The sequence below is a fragment of the Pseudomonas putida genome (genome assembly GCA_041071465.1).
In the GTDB taxonomy this organism is placed as follows: Bacteria; Pseudomonadota; Gammaproteobacteria; order Pseudomonadales; family Pseudomonadaceae; genus Aquipseudomonas; species Aquipseudomonas putida_P.
The window spans coordinates 3,541,234-3,562,997 of sequence record CP163498.1; the positions used below are offsets into that span (position 1 = coordinate 3,541,234).

Genomic DNA, 21,764 nt, shown 5'->3' on the forward strand with positions numbered 1-21,764 from the left:
CGGTGCACCGTGGCGCCCTGCCATGGCCCCTGCGCGTTCTCCGTTTGCCTGCCTATTACCTGCCGCCGCGCGTTGCCGTGGTGCCAGCCAGCGGAGAACCCCATGAGCGAATCCACCGAACGCGACGAACGCCACCTGGCGCGCATGCAGCGCAAGAAGGCGGTCATCGACGAACGCATCGCCAATTCCCCCAACGAATGCGGCCTGCTGCTGGTGCTGACCGGCAACGGCAAAGGCAAGAGCAGCTCGGCCTTCGGCATGCTCGCACGCGCCCTGGGCCATGGCATGCAGTGCGGTGTGGTGCAGTTCATCAAAGGCCGCAACAGCACCGGCGAAGAACTGTTCTTCCGCCGCTTCCCCGAGCAAGTGCGCTACCACGTCATGGGCGAAGGCTTTACCTGGGAAACCCAGGACCGCCAGCGCGACATTGCTGCCGCTGAAGCCGCCTGGGCGGTGTCGCGCCAGTTGCTGCAAGACCCAAGTGTGCAGTTCGTGGTACTGGATGAGCTCAACATCGCCCTCAAGCATGGCTATCTCGACCTGGACCAGGTGCTGTCCGACATTCAGGCCCGCCCGCCGATGCAGCATGTGATCGTCACTGGCCGTGCGGCCAAGGATGAAATGATCGAACTGGCCGACACCGTGACCGAGATGGGCATGCTCAAGCACGCTTTCCAGGCCGGTATCCGCGCACAGAAGGGCGTCGAGCTGTGAGTCGATCGCGCCACTGCCCCGCCGTGCTGATCGCGGCACCAGCCTCTGGCCAGGGCAAGACCACTGTCACTGCTGCTCTGGCACGCTTGCACCGTAACCTCGGGCGTAAGGTGCGGGTGTTCAAGTGCGGGCCCGACTTTCTGGACCCGATGATTCTCGAGCGGGCCAGTGGCGCGCCGGTGTACCAGCTGGACCTGTGGATGATCGGTGCAGATGAAAGCCGTCGCCTGTTGTGGGACGCTGCCGGCGAGGCCGACCTGATCCTGATCGAAGGGGTGATGGGGCTGTTCGACGGCACCCCGTCCAGCGCCGACCTGGCCCGCCATTTCGGCGTACCGGTGCTGGCGGTGATCGACGGCACGGCCATGGCTCAGACATTCGGCGCCCTGGCTCTGGGCCTGGCGCGCTATCAGGCCGACCTGCCGTTCGCCGGCGTGCTGGCCAACCGGGTGGGCAGCCTGCGCCATGCGCAACTGCTGGAAGGCAGCCTGACCCAAGGGTTGCGCTGGTATGGCGGCTTGTCCCGCGAGCGTGGCATCGAGCTGCCTAGCCGCCACCTGGGGCTGGTGCAGGCCAGCGAGCTGAATGATCTGGAGGCCCGCCTGGATGCTGCTGCCGAGGCGCTGGGCGCCAGTTGCGACGCGGCTTTGCCGCCGCCGGTAACCTTTGCCGAGCCCGAACCGCAGGCCTGCTCTACCTCGTTGGCAGGTGTACGCATTGGTGTGGCGCGGGACGAGGCGTTTGCCTTCACCTATGGCGCCAACCTCGACCTGCTGCGCAACCTTGGCGCACAGCTGGCGTTTTTCTCGCCGCTGCACGACCGCGAGCTGCCACCGGTAGACAGCCTGTACCTGCCGGGCGGCTACCCCGAACTGCATCACCACGCATTGGCCGCAAACGCACCGATGTGCGCAGCGATTCGCGCCCATCATGCGCAGGGCAAGCCGTTGCTGGCCGAGTGCGGCGGCATGCTGTACCTGCTCGATGCCCTGACTGACGTGGCAGGCGAACGTGCCGAGCTGCTGGGGCTGCTGCCGGGTGAGGCGACCATGCAGAAGCGCCTGGCGGCCCTGGCGCTGCAGGCGGTGGAACTGCCGGAGGGTACCTTGCGCGGGCACACCTATCACCACTCGCTGACCAGCACTGCGCTGGAACCGATCGCTCGTGGCCTGAGCCCCAACGGCGGGCGGGGCAACGAAGCGGTGTATCGCCTGGGTCGGTTGACCGCTTCCTACGTGCACTTCTACTTCCCGTCCAACCCCGATGCGGCGGCGGCGCTGTTGCGGCCATGAGCGAACACGCTTACAGCGACGCTGAACGCGCCGCGATCTACCGGGCCATCGGTGAGCGCCGCGACATGCGCCATTTTGCCGGTGGCCAGGTGGCGCCGGAGCTGCTTGCCCGCTTGCTTGCCGCCGCGCACCAGGCGCCCAGTGTCGGGCTCATGCAGCCGTGGCGCTTCATCCGGATTACCCAGCGAGACCTGCGCAGCCGCATCCAGGCCTTGGTAGAAGCGGAGCGTGTACGCACGGCTGAGGCATTGGGCGAGCGAGCCGATGACTTCATGAAACTGAAGGTAGAAGGCATCAACGACTGTGCCGAGCTGCTGGTGGCAGCCTTGATGGACAACCGCGAGCCGCACATTTTCGGCCGCCGTACCCTGCCGGAAATGGACCTGGCCTCGCTGGCCTGTGCCATCCAGAACCTATGGCTGGCTGCGCGTGGCGAAGGACTGGGGATGGGCTGGGTGTCGCTGTTCGACCCGCTTGCGCTGGCAGCGTTGCTGGGCATGCCGGCCGGGGCCAAGCCCGTTGCGGTGTTGTGCCTGGGGCCGGTCACCGAGTTCTACCCGGTGCCCATGCTGGTGCAGGAAAACTGGGCCCAAGAGCGGCCCTTGAGTGAAATGCTTTACGAAAACCAATGGGGAGAGCGTCAATGAGCGTGGCCTTGCTGACCGTGGCTGGGGTTGCCCTGGACGCCTTGCTGGGCGAACCGCAGCGGCGCCACCCTTTGGTGGCCTTCGGCAATATGGCCAGTAACCTTGAGCGTCGCCTGAATGCCGGCGGACGTGGCTGGCGCAGCCACGGCGTAAGTGCTTGGTTTCTGGCGGTGGTGCCGCTGACGTTGGTGGCACTGGTGCTGTCGTGGCTGCCGTACATCGGCTGGCTGGTGGACGTGCTGGCGCTGTATTGCGCCGTGGGGCTGCGCAGCCTGGGCGAGCATGTACTGCCGGTGGCCAACGCCTTGCGCCAGGGCGACCTGGAAGAGGCGAGGCGCCGGGTCGGTTACCTGGTCAGCCGCGAAACCCGCGAACTGGACGAGCCGGCGGTAGCTCGAGCAGCCACCGAGTCAGTGCTGGAGAACGGCAGCGACGCGGTGTTCGCCGCGTTGTTCTGGTTTGTGGTGGCGGGTGCGCCGGGTGTGGTGCTGTACCGCTTGAGCAATACGCTGGATGCCATGTGGGGCTACCGCAATGAACGCTTCGAACGTTTTGGCTGGTGCGCGGCGCGCATCGACGATGTGCTCAACTATGTACCCGCAAGGCTGGTGGCGCTGACCTACGCGCTACTGGGCAAGACCCGCCTGGCCCTGGCCTGCTGGCGCAAGCAAGGCCCGCTGTGGGACAGCCCCAATGCCGGCCCGGTGATGGCTGCCGGTGCCGGTGCGTTGGGCGTGGAGTTGGGTGGCCCGGCGGTGTACCACGGCGAGCTGCATGAGCGCCCACGCCTGGGCGAGGGGCCGATGGCCGATGCCGACGCCATCGAACGCGGCTGGGGCCTGGTGCAGCGCGGTGTGTGGCTGTGGCTGCTGGTGATCTGCCTGGGGGCTTATATCAATGCTTGAACACGGTGGTCGCCTGCTGCGCGCGGTGCGGCAATACGGTATCGCCCGTGAGCAGTGGCTCGACTTGTCCAGTGGCATTGCGCCCTGGCCGTTCCCGATTCCGTCGATTCCCGTCGATGCCTGGGCCCGCCTGCCGGAGACCGAGGACGGCCTGGAAGACGCCGCGCGCGCGTTTTACGGCACCCGCCAGCTGCTGCCGGTAGCCGGCTCGCAGGCCGCGATCCAGGCCTTGCCGCTGCTGCGCACAGCGGGCCGGGTAGGCGTGCTGACGCCGTGCTATGCCGAGCACCCGTATGCCTGGCAACGGGCGGGCCACCAACTGCTTGAGCTGGATGAAGCGCAGGTCGAGGCGACGCTCGACAGCCTCGATGTGCTGGTGTTGGTCAACCCCAACAACCCGACCGGCCGCCGGGTATCGCGCGAACGCCTGCTGGCTTGGCATGCTCGCCTGGCTGCTCGTGGTGGCTGGCTGCTGGTCGACGAAGCCTTCATGGACAACACCCCGGCAGACAGCGTGGTGGATTGCGCCGAACGGCCGGGCCTGATCGTGCTGCGCTCGTTCGGCAAGTTCTTCGGCCTGGCCGGGGTGCGCCTGGGCTTTGTCGTGGCTGAGCACAGCCTGCTGCTACGCCTGGCCGAGTTGCTCGGCCCGTGGACCGTCAACGGCCCGACCCGGGTGCTGGCCCAGGCTAGCCTGGCTGACCAAGCCGCCCAGCGCCAGCAGACCGAGCGCTGTGCTGCCGCCAGCCAGCGGCTTGCGGCAATATTGTGCAGTGCCGGCCTGGTGCCCAGCGGTGGCTGCGACCTGTTCCAGTACGTGCGCAGCGAGCATGCGGCACAACTGCACGACTTTCTCGCCCGTCGCGGCATTCTGGTGCGCCTGTTCGAACAACCAGCGGCGGTGCGCCTGGGGCTGCCGGCTTGCGCGGCGGACGAACAGCGCCTGGCCCAGGCCCTGGCGGCTTATCAAAAGGAAACGGCATGACCACTCTCATGGTGCAAGGCACCACCTCCGATGCCGGCAAGAGCACGCTGGTGACCGCGCTGTGCCGCTGGCTGCTGCGCCAGGGTGTCGGTGTGGTGCCCTTCAAGCCGCAGAACATGGCGCTCAATAGCGCAGTGACCGCCGATGGCGGTGAAATCGGCCGTGCTCAAGCAGTGCAAGCTCAGGCTTGCCGGCTGGCACCCCATACCGACATGAACCCTGTATTGCTCAAGCCCAATAGCGATACCGGTGCCCAGGTGATCATTCATGGCCGCGCAGTCACCAGCATGAATGCAGTGGCCTACCACGACTACAAGGCCACGGCCATGCAGGCAGTGCTGGCATCGCACCAGCGCCTGAGCGCCGCGTACCCGGTGGTCATGGTCGAGGGCGCAGGCTCGCCGGCAGAGATCAACTTGCGTGCCGGCGACATCGCCAACATGGGTTTTGCCGAAGCGGTGGACTGCCCGGTGATCCTGGTCGCCGACATCAACCGTGGCGGTGTGTTCGCCCATCTTGTGGGCACGCTGGAATTGCTGTCGCCCAGTGAGCAGGCGCGGGTCAAAGGTTTTGTGATCAACCGCTTCCGTGGCGATATCGCCTTGCTGCAACCGGGGCTGGACTGGCTGGAGCAACGCACCGGCAAGCCGGTACTGGGCGTACTGCCCTACGTCACCGACCTGCATCTGGAAGCCGAAGACGGTATCGATGTGCGCCAGGGCGCCAAGCTCGCGCGTGTACTCAAGGTGATCGTGCCGGTACTGCCGCGCATCAGCAACCACACCGACTTCGACCCGCTGCGCCTGCACCCGCAGGTAGACCTGCAGTTCATCGGCCCAGGCCAGCCGATTCCGGCTGCCGACCTGATCATCCTGCCGGGCTCCAAGAGTGTGCGCGGTGACCTGGCACAGCTGCGCGAGCGCGGTTGGGACAAGGCCATCGAGCGGCACCTGCGCTATGGTGGCAAGCTGATCGGTATCTGCGGTGGCTTGCAGATGCTCGGGCGCCAAGTGCATGACCCACTGGGGCTGGAAGGGGCCGCCGGCTCAAGCCAGGGGCTCGGCTTGCTTGACTATGCCACGGTGCTTGAAGCCGAGAAGCAACTGCGCAACGTTGCCGGCACACTGAACCTTGAAGCTGCAGCGGTTGCCGGTTATGAAATTCATGCCGGGGTCACCTCGGGTCCAGCCCTTGAGCGACCTGCCGTGCAACTGGCCGATGGCCGCTGTGATGGCGCTGTCAGCGCGGATGGCCAGATCCTCGCCACCTACCTGCACGGTTTGTTCGAAGGCAGCCAGTCGTGTGCCGCGCTGCTGCGCTGGGCCGGGCTGGAGGATGTGCAGGCGATCGACTACGAAGCGTTGCGCGAACGCGACATCGAGCGCCTGGCCGACCTGGTGGAAAAGCACCTGGACACCGCGCTGCTGCGCCAACTGTGCGGGGTGGCCTGACATGCGCAACCTGATCCTCGGCGGCGCCCGGTCCGGCAAGAGCCGGCTGGCCGAACAGCTGGCCAGCGCCAGTGGCCTGCCAGTGACCTACATCGCCACCAGCCAACCGCTGGATGGTGAAATGAACGAACGCGTGTTGCTGCATCGCCAGCGCCGCCCCGATGACTGGGGGCTGATCGAAGAACCCCTGGCCTTGGCCGCGGTGCTGCGCGCCGAAGCGGCCGAAGGGCGATGCCTGCTGGTGGATTGCCTGACCCTGTGGTTGACCAACCTGCTGATGCTGGAAGACGACCAGCGCCTGGCCGAGGAGCGTGATGCCCTGCTGGCCTGCCTGGAGCAGTTGCCTGGCACCCTTGTCCTGGTCAGTAACGAAACCGGCCTGGGCGTCGTGCCCATGGGCGAGCTGACCCGGCGCTATGTCGACCTGGCCGGCTGGCTGCACCAAGCCGTGGCCGAACGCTGTCAGCGCGTGGTGCTGACGGTGGCCGGCCTGCCCCTAATGCTCAAAGGACCTGCACTATGACCCAAGCCTGGTGGCGTGACGCCTGCCATCCCCTCGACAACGATGCCATGGACCAGGCCCACGCCCGTCAGCAGCAACTGACCAAACCTGCCGGCTCACTCGGCCAGCTGGAGGGCTTGGCTATCCAGTTGGCAGGCCTGCAAGGGTGTGAGCGGCCGATCCTGGATCAGGTCGCAATTACCATTTTTGCCGGCGACCACGGGGTGGTCGAAGAAGGCATCTCGGCCTACCCGCAGGCGGTGACCGGGCAGATGCTGCGTAACTTCGTCGGCGGCGGTGCGGCGATCAGTGTACTGGCGCGGCAACTGCAAGCCAGCCTGGAAGTGGTCGACCTGGGCACCATCGACGCGCAGTTGGAGCTGCCCGGTGTGCGCCATCTGCGCCTGGGCGCCGGCACCGCCAACTTTGCCTGCCAGCCCGCGATGACCGAGAACCAGTTGCAAGCAGCCTTGCAGGCCGGCCGCGACAGCGCCCTGCGCGCCGCTGAACAGGGTGCTCAGCTGTTCATCGGTGGCGAGATGGGCATCGGCAACACCACGGCCGCCGCAGCCCTGGCCAGCGTCCTGCTGAGCTGCCCGGCGGCACAGCTGAGCGGCCCAGGCACTGGGCTGGACAATGCCGGCGTGCGGCACAAGGCCGAGGTCATCGAGCGGGCGCTGCGCCTGCACGGCCTGCGTGCTGAAAACCCGTTGCAGGCGCTGGGCTGTGTTGGCGGATTCGAGATAGCGGCGTTGGCTGGCGCCTACATCGGCTGCGCGCAGGCGGGTGTTGCGGTGCTGGTGGATGGTTTCATCTGCAGTGTCGCCGCGTTGGTGGCAGTGCATCTTAACCCGCAGTGCCGGGCCTGGCTGCTGTTCGCCCACCAGGGTGCCGAGCCTGGGCACAAGGCCTTGCTGGCTGCGCTGCAGGCCGAGCCGTTGCTGGCCCTGGGCCTGCGCCTGGGCGAGGGCAGTGGTGCTGCCCTGGCGGTGCCGCTGCTGCGCCTGGCCTGTGCGCTGCATGGGCAAATGGCGACCTTTGCCGAGGCCGCGGTGGCGGACCGCCCGGCATGATCCTCGACCTGCTGCGCCATGGTGAAACGGAACAGGGCGGCCTGCGCGGCAGCCTTGACGATGCCCTGACCGACAAGGGGTGGGCGCAAATGCGCAGTGCCGTGGCCGAGGCCGGCCCGTGGCAGGTTTTGGTCAGCTCGCCGCTGCAGCGCTGTGCGCGGTTCGCCGATGAGCTGGGCGCGCGGTTGAACGTGCCGGTGCAGCGTGAGCCTGCCCTGCAAGAGCTGCATTTCGGCGATTGGGAGGGGCGTAGCGCCGCGCAGATCATGGAGCACCAGGCCGACGCGCTTGGGCGGTTCTGGGCGGACCCTTACGCCTTCACACCGCCCAACGGCGAGCCGGTCGAGGCGTTTGCCGAACGGGTGCTGGCAGCTGTCGAGCGTTTGCACCTTCAACATGCCGGCAAGCGCGTGCTGTTGGTCACCCATGGCGGGGTAATGCGGTTGTTGCTGGCGCGTGCCCGGGGTTTGCCGAGGGAACAATTGCTGCAGGTCGAAGTCGGGCATGGCGCGTTGATGCGCCTGGTGCCGGGTGTTGACGGGCAGTTGGTCGAGGCCCGCTGAGATGCTGCCTTTCTTGATCGCCTTGCAGTTTCTCAGCAGCCTGCCGGTGAGCTTGCCGGGCATGCCGGCAGCGCGTGAGGTGGGGCGTTCGCTGCTGTACTACCCGCTGGTCGGGCTATTGTTCGGGCTGCTGTTGTGGTTGGCCAGCCATCTGCTGCAAGGTACACCGGCGCCGCTGCATGCGGCGTTGCTGCTGACAGCGTGGGTGCTGCTCAGTGGCGCCTTGCACCTGGATGGCCTGGCGGACAGCGCAGACGCCTGGTTGGGTGGCTTCGGCGACCGTGAACGCACCCTGCAGATCATGAAGGACCCGCGCAGCGGGCCGATTGCCGTGGTCACCCTGGTGCTGGTGCTGTTGTTGAAGTTTTGCGCCTTATGGGTGCTGGTCGAGCAGGGTGTCGGGGCGCAATTGCTGCTGGCGCCGTTGATCGGGCGAACGGCAATGTTGGGGTTGTTCCTTTGCACGCCGTATGTGCGCCCCGGTGGGTTGGGGCAGGCGCTGGCCGAACATCTGCCCCGGCGTGCTGCCGGGTGGGTGTTGCTGTGTTGTGCGCTTTTCTGCCTGCTCTTGGGCGGATGGGTAGTGCTGCTGGCGGTGGCGGTGTTTGCCTGGCTGCGACATCTGATGTACCGACGGCTGGGTGGGGCCACTGGGGATACTGCCGGCGCGCTGCTCGAGTTACTCGAATTGGCGGTGGTGCTGGGGTTGGCCTTGGGCCTCTGAAGTCTTTTCAGGCCTACGCAGATATGAAATTTCTTGCAACATCTAAGGTGCGGGTATATACACGTATCCATGCTGACCAGTGAATGCATCTGTACCCATCTGCGTCGTGCCGCCCGTGGGGTGAGCCGGCATTACGACGAGGCCCTCTCCGGCTTCGGGGTCAATGTTGCGCAGTTTTCCTTGCTGAGACACCTGCAACGGCTCGACCGCCCCAGTATCACCACCTTGGCCGAGGCCATGGGCCTGGAGCGCAGTACCCTAGGCCGCAACCTGCGGGTGCTGGAGGCGGAAGGGCTGGTGGCCCTGGCTGATGGCGACGACCAGCGTAACCGTGTGGTGCTGTTGACCGAGGCCGGTACGCAGCTGCTGCGTGCTGCGTATCCGGCCTGGGAACAAGCCCAGATCAAGCTGGTGGAGCGGTTGGGCGAAGGGCCGCGGGATGAACTGGTGCGTTTGCTGGACCAACTGGCGTGAATTGATACGACTATAAGCGGGTATATACCCGCAAAAACCTTGCGATGTGCTGGAGAAAACGACAATGACTTCGGTGTGGCGAACCAGCGGGTGGGTATTGGTGGGGGCGGCCTTGATCCTGGCGCTGTCCCTGGGTGTGCGGCACGGCTTTGGTTTGTTCCTGGCGCCGATGAGCGCCGATTTTGGTTGGGGGCGGGAGGTGTTCGCCTTTGCCATTGCCTTGCAGAACCTGGTCTGGGGGCTGGCGCAACCATTCGCCGGTGCCTTGGCCGACCGTATGGGCGCAGCGCGGGTGGTGATCATCGGTGGCATTCTCTACGCCATCGGCTTGGTCTTCATGGGCATGGCCGACTCCGCCTGGTCGTTGTCGCTCAGTGCCGGCTTGCTGATTGGCATCGGCCTGTCTGGCACATCGTTTTCGGTCATCCTCGGCGTGGTCGGGCGTGCCGTACCGGCAGAGAAGCGCAGCATGGCCATGGGCATTGCCAGCGCCGCCGGTTCGTTTGGCCAGTTCGCCATGCTGCCGGGCACCCTCGGCCTGATCCAGTGGCTGGGGTGGTCCGCAGCCTTGCTGGTGCTGGGCCTGATGGTGGCGTTTATCGTGCCCTTCGTCGGCCTGCTGCGCGACCGCCCGTTGCCCAGCCATGGTGCCGAGCAGACCCTGGGCCAGGCGCTGCGCGAAGCATGTTCCCATCCTGGGTTCTGGTTGCTGGCACTGGGCTTCTTCGTTTGCGGCTTCCAGGTGGTGTTCATCGGGGTGCACCTGCCGGCCTACCTGGTTGATCAGCACCTGGCTGCGACCACCGGTACCACGGTGCTGGCGTTGGTTGGCCTGTTCAATATCGTCGGAACCTTCACTGCTGGCTGGTTGGGCGGGCGCATGTCCAAGCCGCGCCTGCTGACCGGGCTGTACCTGCTGCGAGCGGTGGTGATCGTGCTATTCCTGTGGGCGCCGGTAAGCGAGTTCAGTGCTTACCTGTTCGGCATCGCCATGGGCCTGTTGTGGCTGTCCACGGTGCCGCTGACCAATGGCACCGTGGCCACGGTATTCGGGGTGCGTAACCTGTCCATGCTCGGCGGTATCGTGTTCTTGTTCCACCAGTTAGGTGCGTTCTTGGGCGGCTGGTTGGGTGGGGTGGTGTATGACCGCACCAGCAGCTACGACCTGGTTTGGCAGATTTCCATCCTGCTCAGCCTGCTGGCCGCAGCCCTCAACTGGCCGGTGCGCGAACGCCCGGTCGCCCGCCTGCAGGCCCAGGCCGCATGAACCGCTACCTGGCCCGTGGGCTGCTGGCCATCGCCGCCCTGCTGCTGCTGGCACTGGTGTGGTGGGGCTGGCATCAAGGTGGGATGGCGCTGATGCAACTGGGCATGAGTGTTTGTTAGGCGCTACCCTGCAAGCTCAAGGATTGTCATGCGGGAGAAACGAGTCATGCGTGCACATTGGTTGACGGTGCCGGTGCTGGCCCTGCTTGCCAGCACATCAAGCTGGGCTGCCGATTGCCCGGCATTGTTGCAGGGTAGCCTGCCAGAGTTGCGCGGCAAGGGGCAGGTCGAGCTGTGCGAGCGCTTTGCCGGCAAGCCGCTGGTGGTGGTGAACACCGCCAGCTATTGCGGTTTTGCCCCGCAATTCGAGGGGCTTGAGGCGACGTACAAGGAATATCACGGGCAGGGCCTGGAAATGCTGGGCGTGCCGTCCAATGACTTCAAGCAGGAAGACGCCGATAGCGAAAAGACCGCCAAGGTTTGCTATGCCAACTATGGCGTTACCTTCACCATGACCAAGACGCAAGCTGTGCGGGGCAAGGATGCGATACCGCTGTTTGCGGAGCTGGCCAGCCAGAGCAGTGCGCCGAAGTGGAATTTCTACAAGTATGTTGTCGATCGTAAGGGGAAGGTGATTGGTAACTTCTCCAGCCTGACCAAACCGGATGATCCTGCGTTCCGTGCAGCCATCGAAAAGGCCATCGCTTCACAGCCGTAGCTGAAGTGCGTGGTGGTTGGGTACATGACAACCTCCAAGATAGCGATGTAGGTATCGCTTCTTGGCGTCTGTTGTCACGGGGCAGGCCCACCAAAAAACGCTGCGCTCCCCTCATCCGGCCCAGCGCTTGACGGGCATCCATGCCCGTCACCTCCCTCCGCAAGGCCTGCGTTCGGCCTCCTGAAGTCGCGAAGATCAAGATCAAGAGCCGGGCCGTGGTTGGGTGGGTTACTGTGCGTGCACCGTTATCGCCACCAATCGCACCACCACCGGCCTGACCACCAGCACACACAAAAACGCTACTGGCATCGCCAACTGATAAGCCTTGAGCACATTGCCCAGATACTCCGGTGTCACCCCGGCATTAGCCGCGGTGATCACGAAGCACATCAACAGCGCCATGATCGATGACATGTAGAACGCGAAAACATAGGGCGTGGCGACCGGGTGCAATTTGCGTCGGCTGCGCGACTGGGACAGGTTGCTCATGCGAACTCCTGAAAGTTGAATGGAGGCGCAGGTTAGCAATGCTCCGGCACGTAACTGTAGACCCGCGCTATTGAGTTCTTTATAAAGAAATTCTTACGAATCAAAGAGCGTTTCATGGACCTGCTCAACGCCATCCGCTGTTTCATCAAGGTGGTCGAGGCTGGCAGCATCGCCGCTGGTGCGCGTAATCTCGGCCTTAGCCCGGCAGCCGTCAGCCAGAACCTGGCGCGACTCGAAGGCCACCTGCGGGTACGCCTGCTCAGCCGCACCACACGCAGCATGGCCTTGACGCCTGCAGGCACCCAGTATTACGAGCGCGTGAAGCACATCGACCGTGACCTGGCCTTGGCCGAACAGGCGGTTACAACCCCAGACAGCGAGCCCCAGGGGCGGCTGTGCATCGCCTCGACGTCCGCCTTTGGCCGACACGTGCTGGCGCCGCTGATACCCGCATTCAGTGCCCGATATCCCCTACTTTCGATAGAGTTGATAACGACTGATCGCCGGGTAAACCATGCCCGTGAAGACATCGACGTAAGCCTGCGCATTGCCCCGCAACTGGAAGACCAACTGCTGGCCCGGCACATTGCCCGCATCCCGTTCATTTGCTGTGCCTCACCCGGATACCTGCACAGCGCAGGTGTACCCGCTACGCCCGAGTCATTGCTCACTCACCGGTGTCTGGTGTTTCGCTACCCGGTGGATGGGCGGTTTCTGCGCTGGGGCTTCGTGCGCGACGGGCTGCGTTTTGACGCGGAGTTCGGCAGCGTATTGATCAGTGACGATATCGATGCCCTGACCCAAATGGCACTGCATGATGGTGGCATCGCCCGCCTGGCCGAGTTCATTGTCCGGCCTCACCTCGCCTCCGGTGCGCTCGTACCGCTTTTCGAATTCAGCGACAGCGGCCAGGCCTATGCCCAGACCGAGCCGATGGATATCTACCTGTGCCTGGCCGACCGCTTTGCCATGACCACCAAAGTGCGGGTGTTCATGGACTACCTGCGCGACTGTCTGGGGGCTCGCTGTCAGGTGCAGGCATGAAAAAACCGCCACGAGGGCGGTTTTTCATGTGACGCGTACGAATCAGAAGCGGTAGGTGAGGGATGCACCGATACCGTGAGCGCTGTTCTCGTACTTGGCCTGGTAGCTGCCCTTGGTCGCGCTGACCTGGTTGACCTTGGTGTCCTCCTCCCACAGGTAGGAGTAGGCAACGTCGATGGTCATGTCGTCGCTCGGGCTCCAGCCAGCACCCACGCTGAACACTTTACGGTCGCCAGTCGGGATGCGTGGCGAGCGGTCGTGGTTGTTGGTTGGCGACTGGTCGACGGTGAAGCCGGTGCGCAGCACCCACTCCTTGTTGACCTTGTACGATGCACCAATGGCGTGAGCCCAGGTGTCATGCCAGTTCTGTTCCTCGGTAATGGTCTGGAACGCCGAGCCTGCCAGCGGTGCGGGGACATCGTTCTGCACGGTGATGTCTTTCAGGCGGCTCCAGCGCGTCCAGGTGCTACCTGCGTACAGGGTCCACTGGTCGTCCAGCTCATGGGTAACCGAGAGGTCGACGGACTCAGGCGTTTTGATCTTCAAGCTGGCGTCGAACTTGTTGCCGTTGAATGGCCCGATCAGCGGGGTGCTGACGCGGGTCTTGCCCTCGAGCTTGTAGTCCACCATCGAGTGATAGGTCAGGCCGACGCGGGTACGGTCGGTGGCCTGTACCAGAACGCCGATGTTGTAGCCAACGGCGGTATCGTCACCCTTGATCTTTACTTCGCCGTCGTTGCGGCCTGGGGTGAACGGGTTGATCAGGCTCGAGCCCAGCTCACCCTTGATGCGGTTGATGGTAGGACCGAAACCGATAGATACCTTGTCGTTGAAGGCGTAGCTGACGGTCGGCTGGAAGGTGACTACCTCGACGTGGCTCTTCTTGCCCCAGTAACGTGCGGCATCATCGCTGCCGTAGTCGGTTACCAGGCCGAAGGGTACATAGACACCGAAGCCGACGCTCCAGTGGTCATCGATTGGCTTGACGTAGTAACCCATGGGTACGCCAACGAAAGGCACCATGTCACCATCGGTTTCCCCCCCGAGGTTGCTGCCCGGGCCCGAGATATCGGACTTGGCGATGACGGCAGCGCCGCCCACGGTGAATTGTTCGCGTTTGAGGCGGGACATGCCTGCAGGGTTGCCAAACACGGTGCTGGCATCATCGGCAGAAGAAGAACGTCCCGCGAAACCTGTCCCCATGCTGCTGATGCTCTGTTCGTTGAGCGCAAAGCCGCTGGCGAGCAGTTGGCTGGATGCAAGAGCAACGGCAACGCCGAGGGAGGTTTTGAGCATTACTTTTTTCATTATTAGAAAACTCCTTGGGATCTCCGGGGCGAAAAGCTACCAACAAATCACGCGCCGCGCTATAGGCTCAATCGCAGGAGTTAGAGCGGTTTTGTAGGACAATCCGACCAAAATTCCCTTTTTTCCGGTTCAGTTGTAGGACGTGTCTCAAGATGCCTGTGGCAATTTCTGATCTATGCAGGCATGCCAGGCATGGGTGAAGTCGCGCAGGCGGCCTTGAGGGTTGAAAATTTGGCGCCAGATCCGCGCCAGTGCAAGCAAGTCGTCAGCGGCAGGGAGTGGGGTGGCCTGCTCTTCGATGAGCATCCAGGCAATCGCAGTGGAATAGCGCAGGTTGACGGTGAGCTCCAAGTGCGGGCCACCCAGGAAGGCGTGTTGGCTGGCCAGGCCGCGGATCAGGCTGGCGAGGTCGGGGTCACGGGCTAGATAATCGTCCCAGAGCGCCTGGTGACGATGTTCGCCAATACGGTAGAGGCCGTGGCCGCGCCGGTCATGCAAGGCTGAGCCGAGTGCCGACTGGCTGGCGGCGATGCCCAGCAGCAAGGCTTCGGCGCTGGCGCAGTGACGGTTCAGGTAGACCAGGGTGGGTCGGATCACATACAGACACAATTCATTCGCCGCGATACCCATGATGCCCTCGAGCAGGTAAGGGCCGGACGGGCGCTGGAGCTTGGCAGCTGGTGAATGATCAGGCCCGCCGGAAGCGGCAAGCACCGCTCGAGTTGAAGTGTAGTGTGATAATCGTGGTGTAAAGAGCTGTTTTTAAATCGATTGCTGCCTGACGTTCCACGCTATATGCCCTAAGGCAATTACGCCAAGAACGTTCAGGCAGGCTTGCGACTCGATGATTCAGCGCTTGAATGACGCGGTATTCGCCGCTCACGCGGTGAGCGACTGGCGAGTCCGGGCGATCACTGCCTGCAGCGGTTCATTGCGGCTGTACTGTTCGGGGTACAGGCGCTCGGTGTGGCAGGCAACGCCGTGTTCGTCTACCAGGGTAAAGCTGAAGCTGCCCTTGCGTGGGGCAACGATAAGGCACTTCAACGGCGAGAAGGCCTGGGAGAGGGTGCCAATGGCAGCCTGAATTTGATGATGAGTTTGCATATTGTTGGAGGTTCCTGCTTTAAACACGGGGATATGATCCGTGCATGATAGAAACGTTCCAGTGACGCCTTTATTAAGGGACGAACGAACCTGACTGGAACAGGGCAGCCAGAGGGGGCGCAATCAAATGTGGGCGCTTGGGCTGACTGGTAGGTACTTCGGAAGGCAGGCAGCACGCCGGGGCCAAGGTTCTAGGCCGTCGGGGTGGGATCCTGATCAATCTGTCATGTGATTCGTGCTTGAACAGCGCAAGGCTGGCGACAGAATCATTGAATGGGCCGGTCCTGGTTTCAGCAGGGTCGCTCTTGGGGGAGCGGTTCTGCAAGGACGCTTGTGGCCAGAATTGACTTTCAGCTTGGTACTAACGAGGCGCACCTTACCGCAAGTGCACAGGTATAGCAAGCACTACGTTTGTTCAGGTGAGCCGCGCAGTATGGCGCGAATTCTCGCTGCTGTGAAGAGGGGGCAAATGGCCCGTATGCGGGCCGATGTGCCCTTTTCGTGCACTCAATTGGAGGGTTATGGTGCACTTGTTCACATTCGGGGCATCCTCTGTAACAGCCTGGCAACAGGCTTCGAGAACCTCGCCAATGACTTGACTGCATGGTTAAGTCAATGAAAAAAAACACTATTTTTAGCTGGTGAAAAAATCGTCAGTTTGAGCAAAGCCCCCAATTTACGGGGGTTTGCGGGGAATAGGAGAGGGTTGTCCACCGAGTTATCCACAGGAACTGTGGATTGTCCCGGGCGCTTGCTCTAGCACGGGCGTGCCAGCAATAGAAGGAACTGTCCGACAATCGACATGCCCCGACAGACCGGGTGGTCACCCTCCTGAAAACGTCAAGAAAAGATCATTGAAATTTTTTTTCAATCCTCCAGAAATCGACAGGTCAGGGTGAAAAAAAAAGAGTAGAGTGGCGCGCCTTTCGAGTTGCCAAACCTGTTGCTCATGAAGTTCCGCGGTAAACACCTCGCCAGCCCCGCTGCATCGACACCTGCGCCTCCCGCCAAACGCTTTTCCCTGAAAGTGGCCTTGTGGCTGCTCGACAGCCCGCGCCTGGGCGACAAGCCCCAGGTCAAGCATCTGGCCGGGCGCCTGTTGAAGCAGCCAGCGCGCCAGGGCGTGGTGGTGGCGCAAAGCCGCTTGGGGCAGATGCTGTGCCGCGATTGTGGCAACGCCCGCGACCGGCGCATTGGCCATGAGCTGCTGCGCCAGGCCGCCCGTGCAGGGGATCGGCGGGCGCAATTGGAGTACGCGCGGCAGTGCCAGCATAACGAGCCTGAGCAGGCGCGCTATTGGCTGGAGCTTGCGGCAGGGCAGGGGTCGCAGGAAGCGCGGCGGCTGTTGCGGCAGTGGTTTCCTGGCTGAGGTGTGCTGACCCCGAACAGGCCCGCACAGGCAACACAGTGCTCAGGCTGATAAGCTGCGCATCAATCGTCCAGGATCTTTCGGGGTAAGCATGACAGTGGATCTGGCCAGCATTCTGCTGGGCTTGGTGGCAGGCGCTTTACCCTGCCTGGGGTGGGTCATGCAGGTGCAGCGCCGCCAGGGCGCGCGGCAAGGTGAGCAGGCTTTGCTCGAAGAGCGTCTGAACGCCGCCCAACTGGCTCAGGCCGGCTTGCAGGCGCAATTGGACGCCAGCCGCGACGAAGTCAGCGACCTCAGCGAAGCGAACACCGTCAAGCAGACCCAGCTGGCCGCCCAGGGCCGCGAGCTTGAGCTGCTGCAGATAGACCGCGACAACGCCCGTGACGCAGCTCACGCCTGGCACCTTGAACGTGCCAACCGTGAAGCCGAACTGCGCCGGCTGGAAGCGCAAACCGCCCGCCTTGAGGCCGAACTGCGTGAGCAGCAGGAAAGCCACCAGCAGCGTCTGGAAGACCTGCAGGAGGCCCGTGACACGCTGCGCGCCCAGTTCGCCGACATGGCCACCAAAATTTTCGACGAGCGCGAGCAGCGCTTCGCCCAGACCAGCCAGCAGCACCTCGGGCAGTTGCTCGACCCGCTCAAGGAGCGTATCCAGTCCTTCGAAAAACGCGTGGAGGAAAGCTACCAGCAAGAAGCCCGCGAGCGCTTCTCGCTGGGCAAGGAGCTGGAACGACTGCAACAGCTCAACTTGCGCCTCTCCGACGAAGCCACCAACCTCACGCAAGCCCTGAAGGGCCAGAAAACCCAGGGTAACTGGGGCGAGCTGATCCTCGAGCGGGTGCTGGAGCATGCTGGCCTGGAAAAAGGCCGTGAATACCAGACCCAGGTCAGCCTCAAGAGCGCCGATGGCGAGCGCTTCCAGCCCGATGTGCTGATCATGCTGCCTGGCGACAAGCAGGTGGTGGTGGACGCCAAGGTCAGCCTTACCGCGTACCAGCAGTTCGTTGCCGGCAATGACGAGGCCGCGCTCAAACAGCACGTGCAGTCGCTGCGCAGCCACGTCAAAGGGTTGTCGAGCAAGGACTACAACCGCCTCGAAGGCCTGCACAGCCTGGATTTCGTGCTGCTGTTCGTACCCATCGAGGCGGCCTTCTCGGCAGCCCTGCAGGCCGAGCCGAACTTGTTCCAGGAAGCCTTCGACCGGCAGATCGTGATCGTCAGCCCCACCACGTTGCTCGCCACCCTGCGGGTGATCGACAGCTTGTGGAAGCAGGAACGCCAGGGCCAGAACGCCCGCGAGATCGCCGAGCGCGCCGGTTGGCTGTACGACAAGTTCGTGCTGTTCATCCAGGACCTGGACGAATTGGGCAACCGCCTGCAGCAGGTGGACAAGGCCTATGCCGCCGCCCGCAATAAACTGTGCGAAGGGCGTGGCAACCTGGTCAGCCGCAGCGAACAGCTGAAGTTGCTGGGCGCCCGGGCCAGCAAGAGCCTGCCGGCAGACCTGCTGGAGCGGGCGCTGTCCGACGAGGCACTGCCTGACGAGGCGGTTACTGAACCAGGCTCAGATGGCGATTGAGCATGGCGCGCAGGGCTGCTGGCTTCACCGGCTTGGCCAGGTAATCCAGGCCCGATGCATGCACCAGGGCGATGGTTTCCTTGCTGCCGTCGGCACTGATCACCACACCGGGCACCGGTTCACCCAGGCGCGCCCGTAGCCAGCCCATCAGCCCGGTGCCGGTTTCACCGTCATCCAGGTGGTAGTCCACCAGCGCCAGGTGCGGGCGCATGCCTTTGGCCAGCAGGGCTTCGCATTCAGCTTGGTTACGCGCGGTCCATACCTGGCAACCCCACCGGCTGAGCAGGCTGTTCATGCCAATCAGGATGCTGTCTTCGTTGTCCACGCACAGCACTTGCAGCCCGGCCAGTGGCTGGCCGCCTTGTTGCTCCACCGGGGCACTTGGCACCGGGGCGGCCTGGCGGGCAATCGGCACGCTGACGCGGAACACCGTGCCCTTGCCCGGCCATGAGCGCACTTCCAGCGGGTGCCCCAGCACCCGGCACAGGCCGTCGGCGATCGCCAGGCCCAGGCCCAGGCCCTTCTCGGCGCGGGTCTGGTGGCTGTCCAGGCGCTTGAACTCCTGGAAGATCACCTGCAGCTTGTCGTCGGCAATGCCCGGGCCGCGGTCCCATACCTCCAGCCACAGGCGCTCGCCCTGTCGGCGCGCGCCCAGCAGGATTGGGCTCTTGCCGTAGCGCAGGGCATTGGTGAGGAAGTTCTGCAGCACCCGGCGCAGCAGTTTCATGTCGCTGTCCACCCGCAGGCGGCTGCCGCGCAGGCGGAACTCCAGGCCTTTTTCCGCCGCCAGCAATTTGAATTCGGCCCCCAAGGTGTCGAACAGTTCGTTGAGGGCGAACGGCTTGGCATCCGGGGTGATCTTGCCATTCTCCAGGCGTGAGATGTCCAGCAGGTCGCTGATCAGCTCTTCGGCCGAGCGCAGCGAGCTGTCCATGTGCTGCACCAGTTGCTGGGCTTCTTCATTCATGCCCTCGGCCTGCTGCGACAAGGCGGCGGAGAACAGCCTGGCGGCGTTCAGTGGCTGCATCAGGTCATGGCTGACCGCCGCCAGGAAGCGGGTCTTGGACTTGCTTACCGCTTCGGCCTGGCTCTTGGCTTCGGACAGTGCCTGGTTCAGTTGTGACAGCTCGTGGGTGCGCTCCGCCACCCGTTGCTCAAGGCCTTCGTTGGCATCGCGCAGGGCCTGTTCGGCCTCGCGGAACGGGGTGATGTCGGTGAAACTCATGACAAAGCCGCCGCCGGGCATCGGGTTGCCGATCAGTTCGATCACGCGGCCATTGGGGAACAGCCGCTCGGAGGAGTGCGCGCGGCCCTGGCGCATCCAGTGCAGACGACGCGCCACATGCACCTGGGCCTCGCCCGGACCGCACAGGCCACGTTCGGCGTTGTAGCGGATGATGTCGGCAATAGGCCGGCCGACGCTGATCAGCCCGTCGGGGTAGTTGAACAGCTCCAGATAGCGACGGTTCCAGGCCACCAGATGCAGGTTCTGGTCGACCACGCTGATGCCCTGGTTGATGTTCTCGATGGCGCCTTGCAGCAAGGCGCGGTTGAACTGCAGCACCTCGCTGGCTTCGTCGGCGATGCGCACCACGTCTTCCAGTTGCATGTCGCGGCCTTCGATGGCGGCCTTGACCACAGCGCGGGTCGACGAGGTGCCGAGCACCCCGGCCAGCAACCGTTCGGTGTGCTCGATCCAGTCACCGTCGGCGTTCTGGTTGGGGTTGAAGCCCTTGCCCTGGCGGTAGGCGAAACGGATGAAGCTCTGCCGCGCGCGCTCCTCACCGACAAAGCGCGAGGCCAGGGTCAGCAAGTCGTCGATCTGCACCGCCAGCAGCGGCTTGCTGCTGGGCCGGGCGCTGGTTTGCTGGCCGATGAAGCGGCCGGCCTGCCAGTGTTCGGAAACCCGCGTGCGCGACAGCACCGACACCCAGGCGAACAGGGTGAAGTTGCCCGCCAGTGACAGCACCACGCCCTGGGTCAGCGGGCTGATCGGCAGGTTCAGCGGGTTGCCGTGCAGCCACGCCAACCCTGGGAACAGCTGCAGCGACCAGCCCAGGCTGTGCGCGGCGATTGGCAGCACCAAGGTGTAGAACCACAGGAAAATGCCAGCGGCCAGGCCGGCGAACACGCCACGGCGGTTGGCCTGCTTCCAGTACAGCGCGCCGAGCATGGCTGGGGTGAGCTGAGTCACGGCGGCAAAGGCGATCTGGCCGATGGTCGCCAGGCTGGCGGTAGAGCCCAGCAGGCGATAGCTGACATAGGCCAGCAGCAGGATCACCACGATGGTCACCCGGCGTACCGAAAGCATCCAGTGGCGGAACGCTTCGAACGGCCGCTCGGCGTTGTTGCGCCGCAGCAGCCAGGGCAGCAGCATGTCGTTGGACACCATGGTCGATAACGCCACGGCCTCGACGATGACCATGCCGGTGGCCGCCGAGGCGCCGCCGATGAACGCCAGCAGGGCCAGGCTTGGGTGCGCCTCGGCCAGTGGCAGGCTGATGACGAACGAGTCGGAAATCACCGTGCCTGGCAGCAGCATCTGCCCGGCCAGGGCAATCGGCACCACGAACAGCGCGGCCAGTGCCAGGTACATTGGGAAGACCCAGCGCGCCAGGCGCATGTCCTGGGGTTCGATGTTCTCCACCACGGTCACATGGAATTGCCGTGGCAGGCAGATGATCGCCATCATCGCCACGGCGGTTTGCACCACCATCGACGGCCAGTTGATGGTCTCCTGCCAATAGTCCTGCAGGTGGATCGACTGGCGGGCCTGGCTGAACAGGTCGTCGAAACCGTCATACAGGTTGAAGACCACGAAGATACCGACGGCGAGGAAGGCCAGCAGCTTGATCAGCGATTCGAAGGCAATCGCCAGGACCATGCCACGGTGGTGTTCGGTCACGTCCAGGCTGCGGGTGCCGAACACGATGGCGAACAGTGCCAGCACCAGCGACACCACCAGCGCGGTGTCCTGCACGCGGGTACCGGTTGCATCAGCGTTGGCGCCGATCAGCAGGTTCACGCCCAGCACGATGCCCTTGAGCTGCAAGGCGATGTACGGCAGCACGCCGATCAGGCAGATCAGCGCCACCACCACCGCCAGTGTCTGCGACTTGCCATAGCGCGCGGCGATGAAGTCGGCGATCGAGGTGATGTTCTGCTGTTTGCTGATCAGCACCATCTTCTGCAGCACCCAAGGCGCGAAGATCAGCAGCAGCACCGGACCCAGGTAGATGGGCAGGAACGCCCAGAGCTGTTCGGCGGCCTGGCCGACGGCGCCGAAGAAGGTCCAGCTGGTGCAGTACACGGCCAGCGACAGGCTGTACACCCAGGCACGCAGCTTCGGCGGCAACGGCGTGCTGCGGCGGTCGCCATAGAAGGCGATGGCGAACATGATGGCCATATAGGCCAGGGCGACCACGGCGATCAGCCCGCTGGACAACGACATGAAGACTCCGAAGCAAAAAAGGTAACGCGGTCCCGATCAATCAGTCTGGCACGCAGGTGCCGCTTCGTCAGCGCAGACGATGGTTGTAGGCCTGAGCTTGCGCGTG

The 21,764-nt window shown here is 63.9% G+C and carries 22 protein-coding genes; 17 read left to right on the forward strand and 5 right to left on the reverse strand.

The genetic code is table 11. The annotated features are described in order from the left end of the window. Nucleotides 1-102: 102 nt before the first annotated feature. The 14 genes from cobO to AB5975_16430 all read left to right on the forward strand — a co-directional run bounded on the left by cobO (nt 103) and on the right by AB5975_16430 (nt 11,314). Nucleotides 103-714 carry a cob(I)yrinic acid a,c-diamide adenosyltransferase gene (gene cobO / locus AB5975_16365; protein XDR18258.1) on the forward strand — a complete coding sequence of 204 codons (612 nt, stop codon included), beginning with the start codon at nt 103-105 and terminating at the stop codon, nt 712-714. Next, nucleotides 711-2,006 carry a cobyrinate a,c-diamide synthase gene (locus AB5975_16370; GenBank protein XDR18259.1) on the forward strand — a complete coding sequence of 432 codons (1,296 nt, stop codon included), beginning with the start codon at nt 711-713 and terminating at the stop codon, nt 2,004-2,006. Before cobO ends, AB5975_16370 begins: the two co-directional genes overlap by 4 nt. Beyond that, the gene (gene bluB / locus AB5975_16375) at nt 2,003-2,653 is read left to right on the forward strand and encodes a 5,6-dimethylbenzimidazole synthase (protein XDR18260.1); all 651 of its coding nucleotides are present in this window, start codon (nt 2,003-2,005) and stop codon (nt 2,651-2,653) included. Before AB5975_16370 ends, bluB begins: the two co-directional genes overlap by 4 nt. Further along, a complete protein-coding gene (gene cbiB / locus AB5975_16380) occupies nt 2,650-3,558 on the forward strand; it encodes an adenosylcobinamide-phosphate synthase CbiB (protein ID XDR18261.1) in 909 nt (302 codons plus the stop codon). The genes bluB and cbiB overlap by 4 nt, the downstream gene beginning before the upstream one ends. Then, on the forward strand, nt 3,551-4,543 hold the full coding sequence (gene cobD, locus AB5975_16385; GenBank protein XDR18262.1) for a threonine-phosphate decarboxylase CobD: 993 nt from the start codon (nt 3,551-3,553) through the stop codon (nt 4,541-4,543). Before cbiB ends, cobD begins: the two co-directional genes overlap by 8 nt. After that, entirely contained in the window at nt 4,540-5,994 is a 1,455-nt protein-coding gene (locus AB5975_16390) for a cobyric acid synthase (protein XDR18263.1), read from the forward strand. Before cobD ends, AB5975_16390 begins: the two co-directional genes overlap by 4 nt. A 1-nt stretch (nt 5,995) precedes the next feature. Then, nucleotides 5,996-6,517, forward strand: coding sequence for a bifunctional adenosylcobinamide kinase/adenosylcobinamide-phosphate guanylyltransferase (gene cobU, locus AB5975_16395; GenBank protein ID XDR18264.1), 522 nt, complete (start codon nt 5,996-5,998; stop codon nt 6,515-6,517). Beyond that, a complete protein-coding gene (gene cobT / locus AB5975_16400) occupies nt 6,514-7,569 on the forward strand; it encodes a nicotinate-nucleotide--dimethylbenzimidazole phosphoribosyltransferase (protein ID XDR18265.1) in 1,056 nt (351 codons plus the stop codon). Before cobU ends, cobT begins: the two co-directional genes overlap by 4 nt. Next, nucleotides 7,566-8,132, forward strand: a complete 567-nt coding sequence (cobC, locus tag AB5975_16405) for an alpha-ribazole phosphatase family protein (GenBank protein XDR18266.1) — start codon at nt 7,566-7,568, stop codon at nt 8,130-8,132. Before cobT ends, cobC begins: the two co-directional genes overlap by 4 nt. A gap of 1 nt (nt 8,133) precedes the next feature. Continuing rightward, nucleotides 8,134-8,856, forward strand: a complete 723-nt coding sequence (locus AB5975_16410; GenBank protein XDR18267.1) for an adenosylcobinamide-GDP ribazoletransferase — start codon at nt 8,134-8,136, stop codon at nt 8,854-8,856. 69 nt (nt 8,857-8,925) lie between these two features. Continuing rightward, nucleotides 8,926-9,330, forward strand: coding sequence for a MarR family winged helix-turn-helix transcriptional regulator (locus AB5975_16415; protein XDR18268.1), 405 nt, complete (start codon nt 8,926-8,928; stop codon nt 9,328-9,330). Between the two features lie 73 nt (nt 9,331-9,403). Further along, a complete protein-coding gene (locus tag AB5975_16420; GenBank protein ID XDR22982.1) occupies nt 9,404-10,597 on the forward strand; it encodes an MFS transporter in 1,194 nt (397 codons plus the stop codon). Continuing rightward, complete coding sequence (locus AB5975_16425) at nt 10,594-10,716, forward strand: hypothetical protein (protein ID XDR18269.1); 123 nt, start codon at nt 10,594-10,596, stop codon at nt 10,714-10,716. The genes AB5975_16420 and AB5975_16425 overlap by 4 nt, the downstream gene beginning before the upstream one ends. 46 nt (nt 10,717-10,762) lie before the next feature. Further along, entirely contained in the window at nt 10,763-11,314 is a 552-nt protein-coding gene (locus AB5975_16430) for a glutathione peroxidase (protein XDR18270.1), read from the forward strand. 228 nt (nt 11,315-11,542) lie between these two features. On the opposite strand, the gene AB5975_16435 is transcribed toward AB5975_16430, so the two are convergent. Continuing rightward, nucleotides 11,543-11,803, reverse strand: coding sequence for a DUF2798 domain-containing protein (locus AB5975_16435; GenBank protein XDR18271.1), 261 nt, complete (start codon nt 11,801-11,803; stop codon nt 11,543-11,545). 114 nt (nt 11,804-11,917) lie between these two features. On the opposite strand from AB5975_16435, the gene AB5975_16440 reads away from it, so the two are divergent. Next, the gene (locus AB5975_16440; protein ID XDR18272.1) at nt 11,918-12,847 is read left to right on the forward strand and encodes a LysR family transcriptional regulator; all 930 of its coding nucleotides are present in this window, start codon (nt 11,918-11,920) and stop codon (nt 12,845-12,847) included. Between the two features lie 42 nt (nt 12,848-12,889). On the opposite strand, the gene AB5975_16445 is transcribed toward AB5975_16440, so the two are convergent. From AB5975_16445 to AB5975_16455, 3 genes are all read right to left on the reverse strand, one after another. Continuing rightward, a complete protein-coding gene (locus AB5975_16445; GenBank protein ID XDR18273.1) occupies nt 12,890-14,155 on the reverse strand; it encodes an OmpP1/FadL family transporter in 1,266 nt (421 codons plus the stop codon). Between the two features lie 147 nt (nt 14,156-14,302). Further along, on the reverse strand, nt 14,303-14,785 hold the full coding sequence (locus AB5975_16450) for a hypothetical protein (GenBank protein XDR18274.1): 483 nt from the start codon (nt 14,783-14,785) through the stop codon (nt 14,303-14,305). Between the two features lie 249 nt (nt 14,786-15,034). Then, on the reverse strand, nt 15,035-15,259 hold the full coding sequence (locus AB5975_16455) for a hypothetical protein (protein XDR18275.1): 225 nt from the start codon (nt 15,257-15,259) through the stop codon (nt 15,035-15,037). A 949-nt stretch (nt 15,260-16,208) separates the two neighbouring features. On the opposite strand from AB5975_16455, the gene AB5975_16460 reads away from it, so the two are divergent. Together AB5975_16460 and rmuC are read left to right on the forward strand one after the other, a co-directional pair. Further along, on the forward strand, nt 16,209-16,628 hold the full coding sequence (locus AB5975_16460) for a tetratricopeptide repeat protein (protein XDR18276.1): 420 nt from the start codon (nt 16,209-16,211) through the stop codon (nt 16,626-16,628). 205 nt (nt 16,629-16,833) lie between these two features. Next, entirely contained in the window at nt 16,834-18,207 is a 1,374-nt protein-coding gene (gene rmuC, locus AB5975_16465) for a DNA recombination protein RmuC (GenBank protein ID XDR22983.1), read from the forward strand. Here rmuC and AB5975_16470 read toward each other — a convergent pair. After that, nucleotides 18,179-21,658, reverse strand: coding sequence for a NahK/ErcS family hybrid sensor histidine kinase/response regulator (locus tag AB5975_16470; GenBank protein ID XDR18277.1), 3,480 nt, complete (start codon nt 21,656-21,658; stop codon nt 18,179-18,181). The two genes, rmuC and AB5975_16470, sit on opposite strands and share 29 nt — an antisense overlap. Nucleotides 21,659-21,764: the final 106 nt, after the last annotated feature.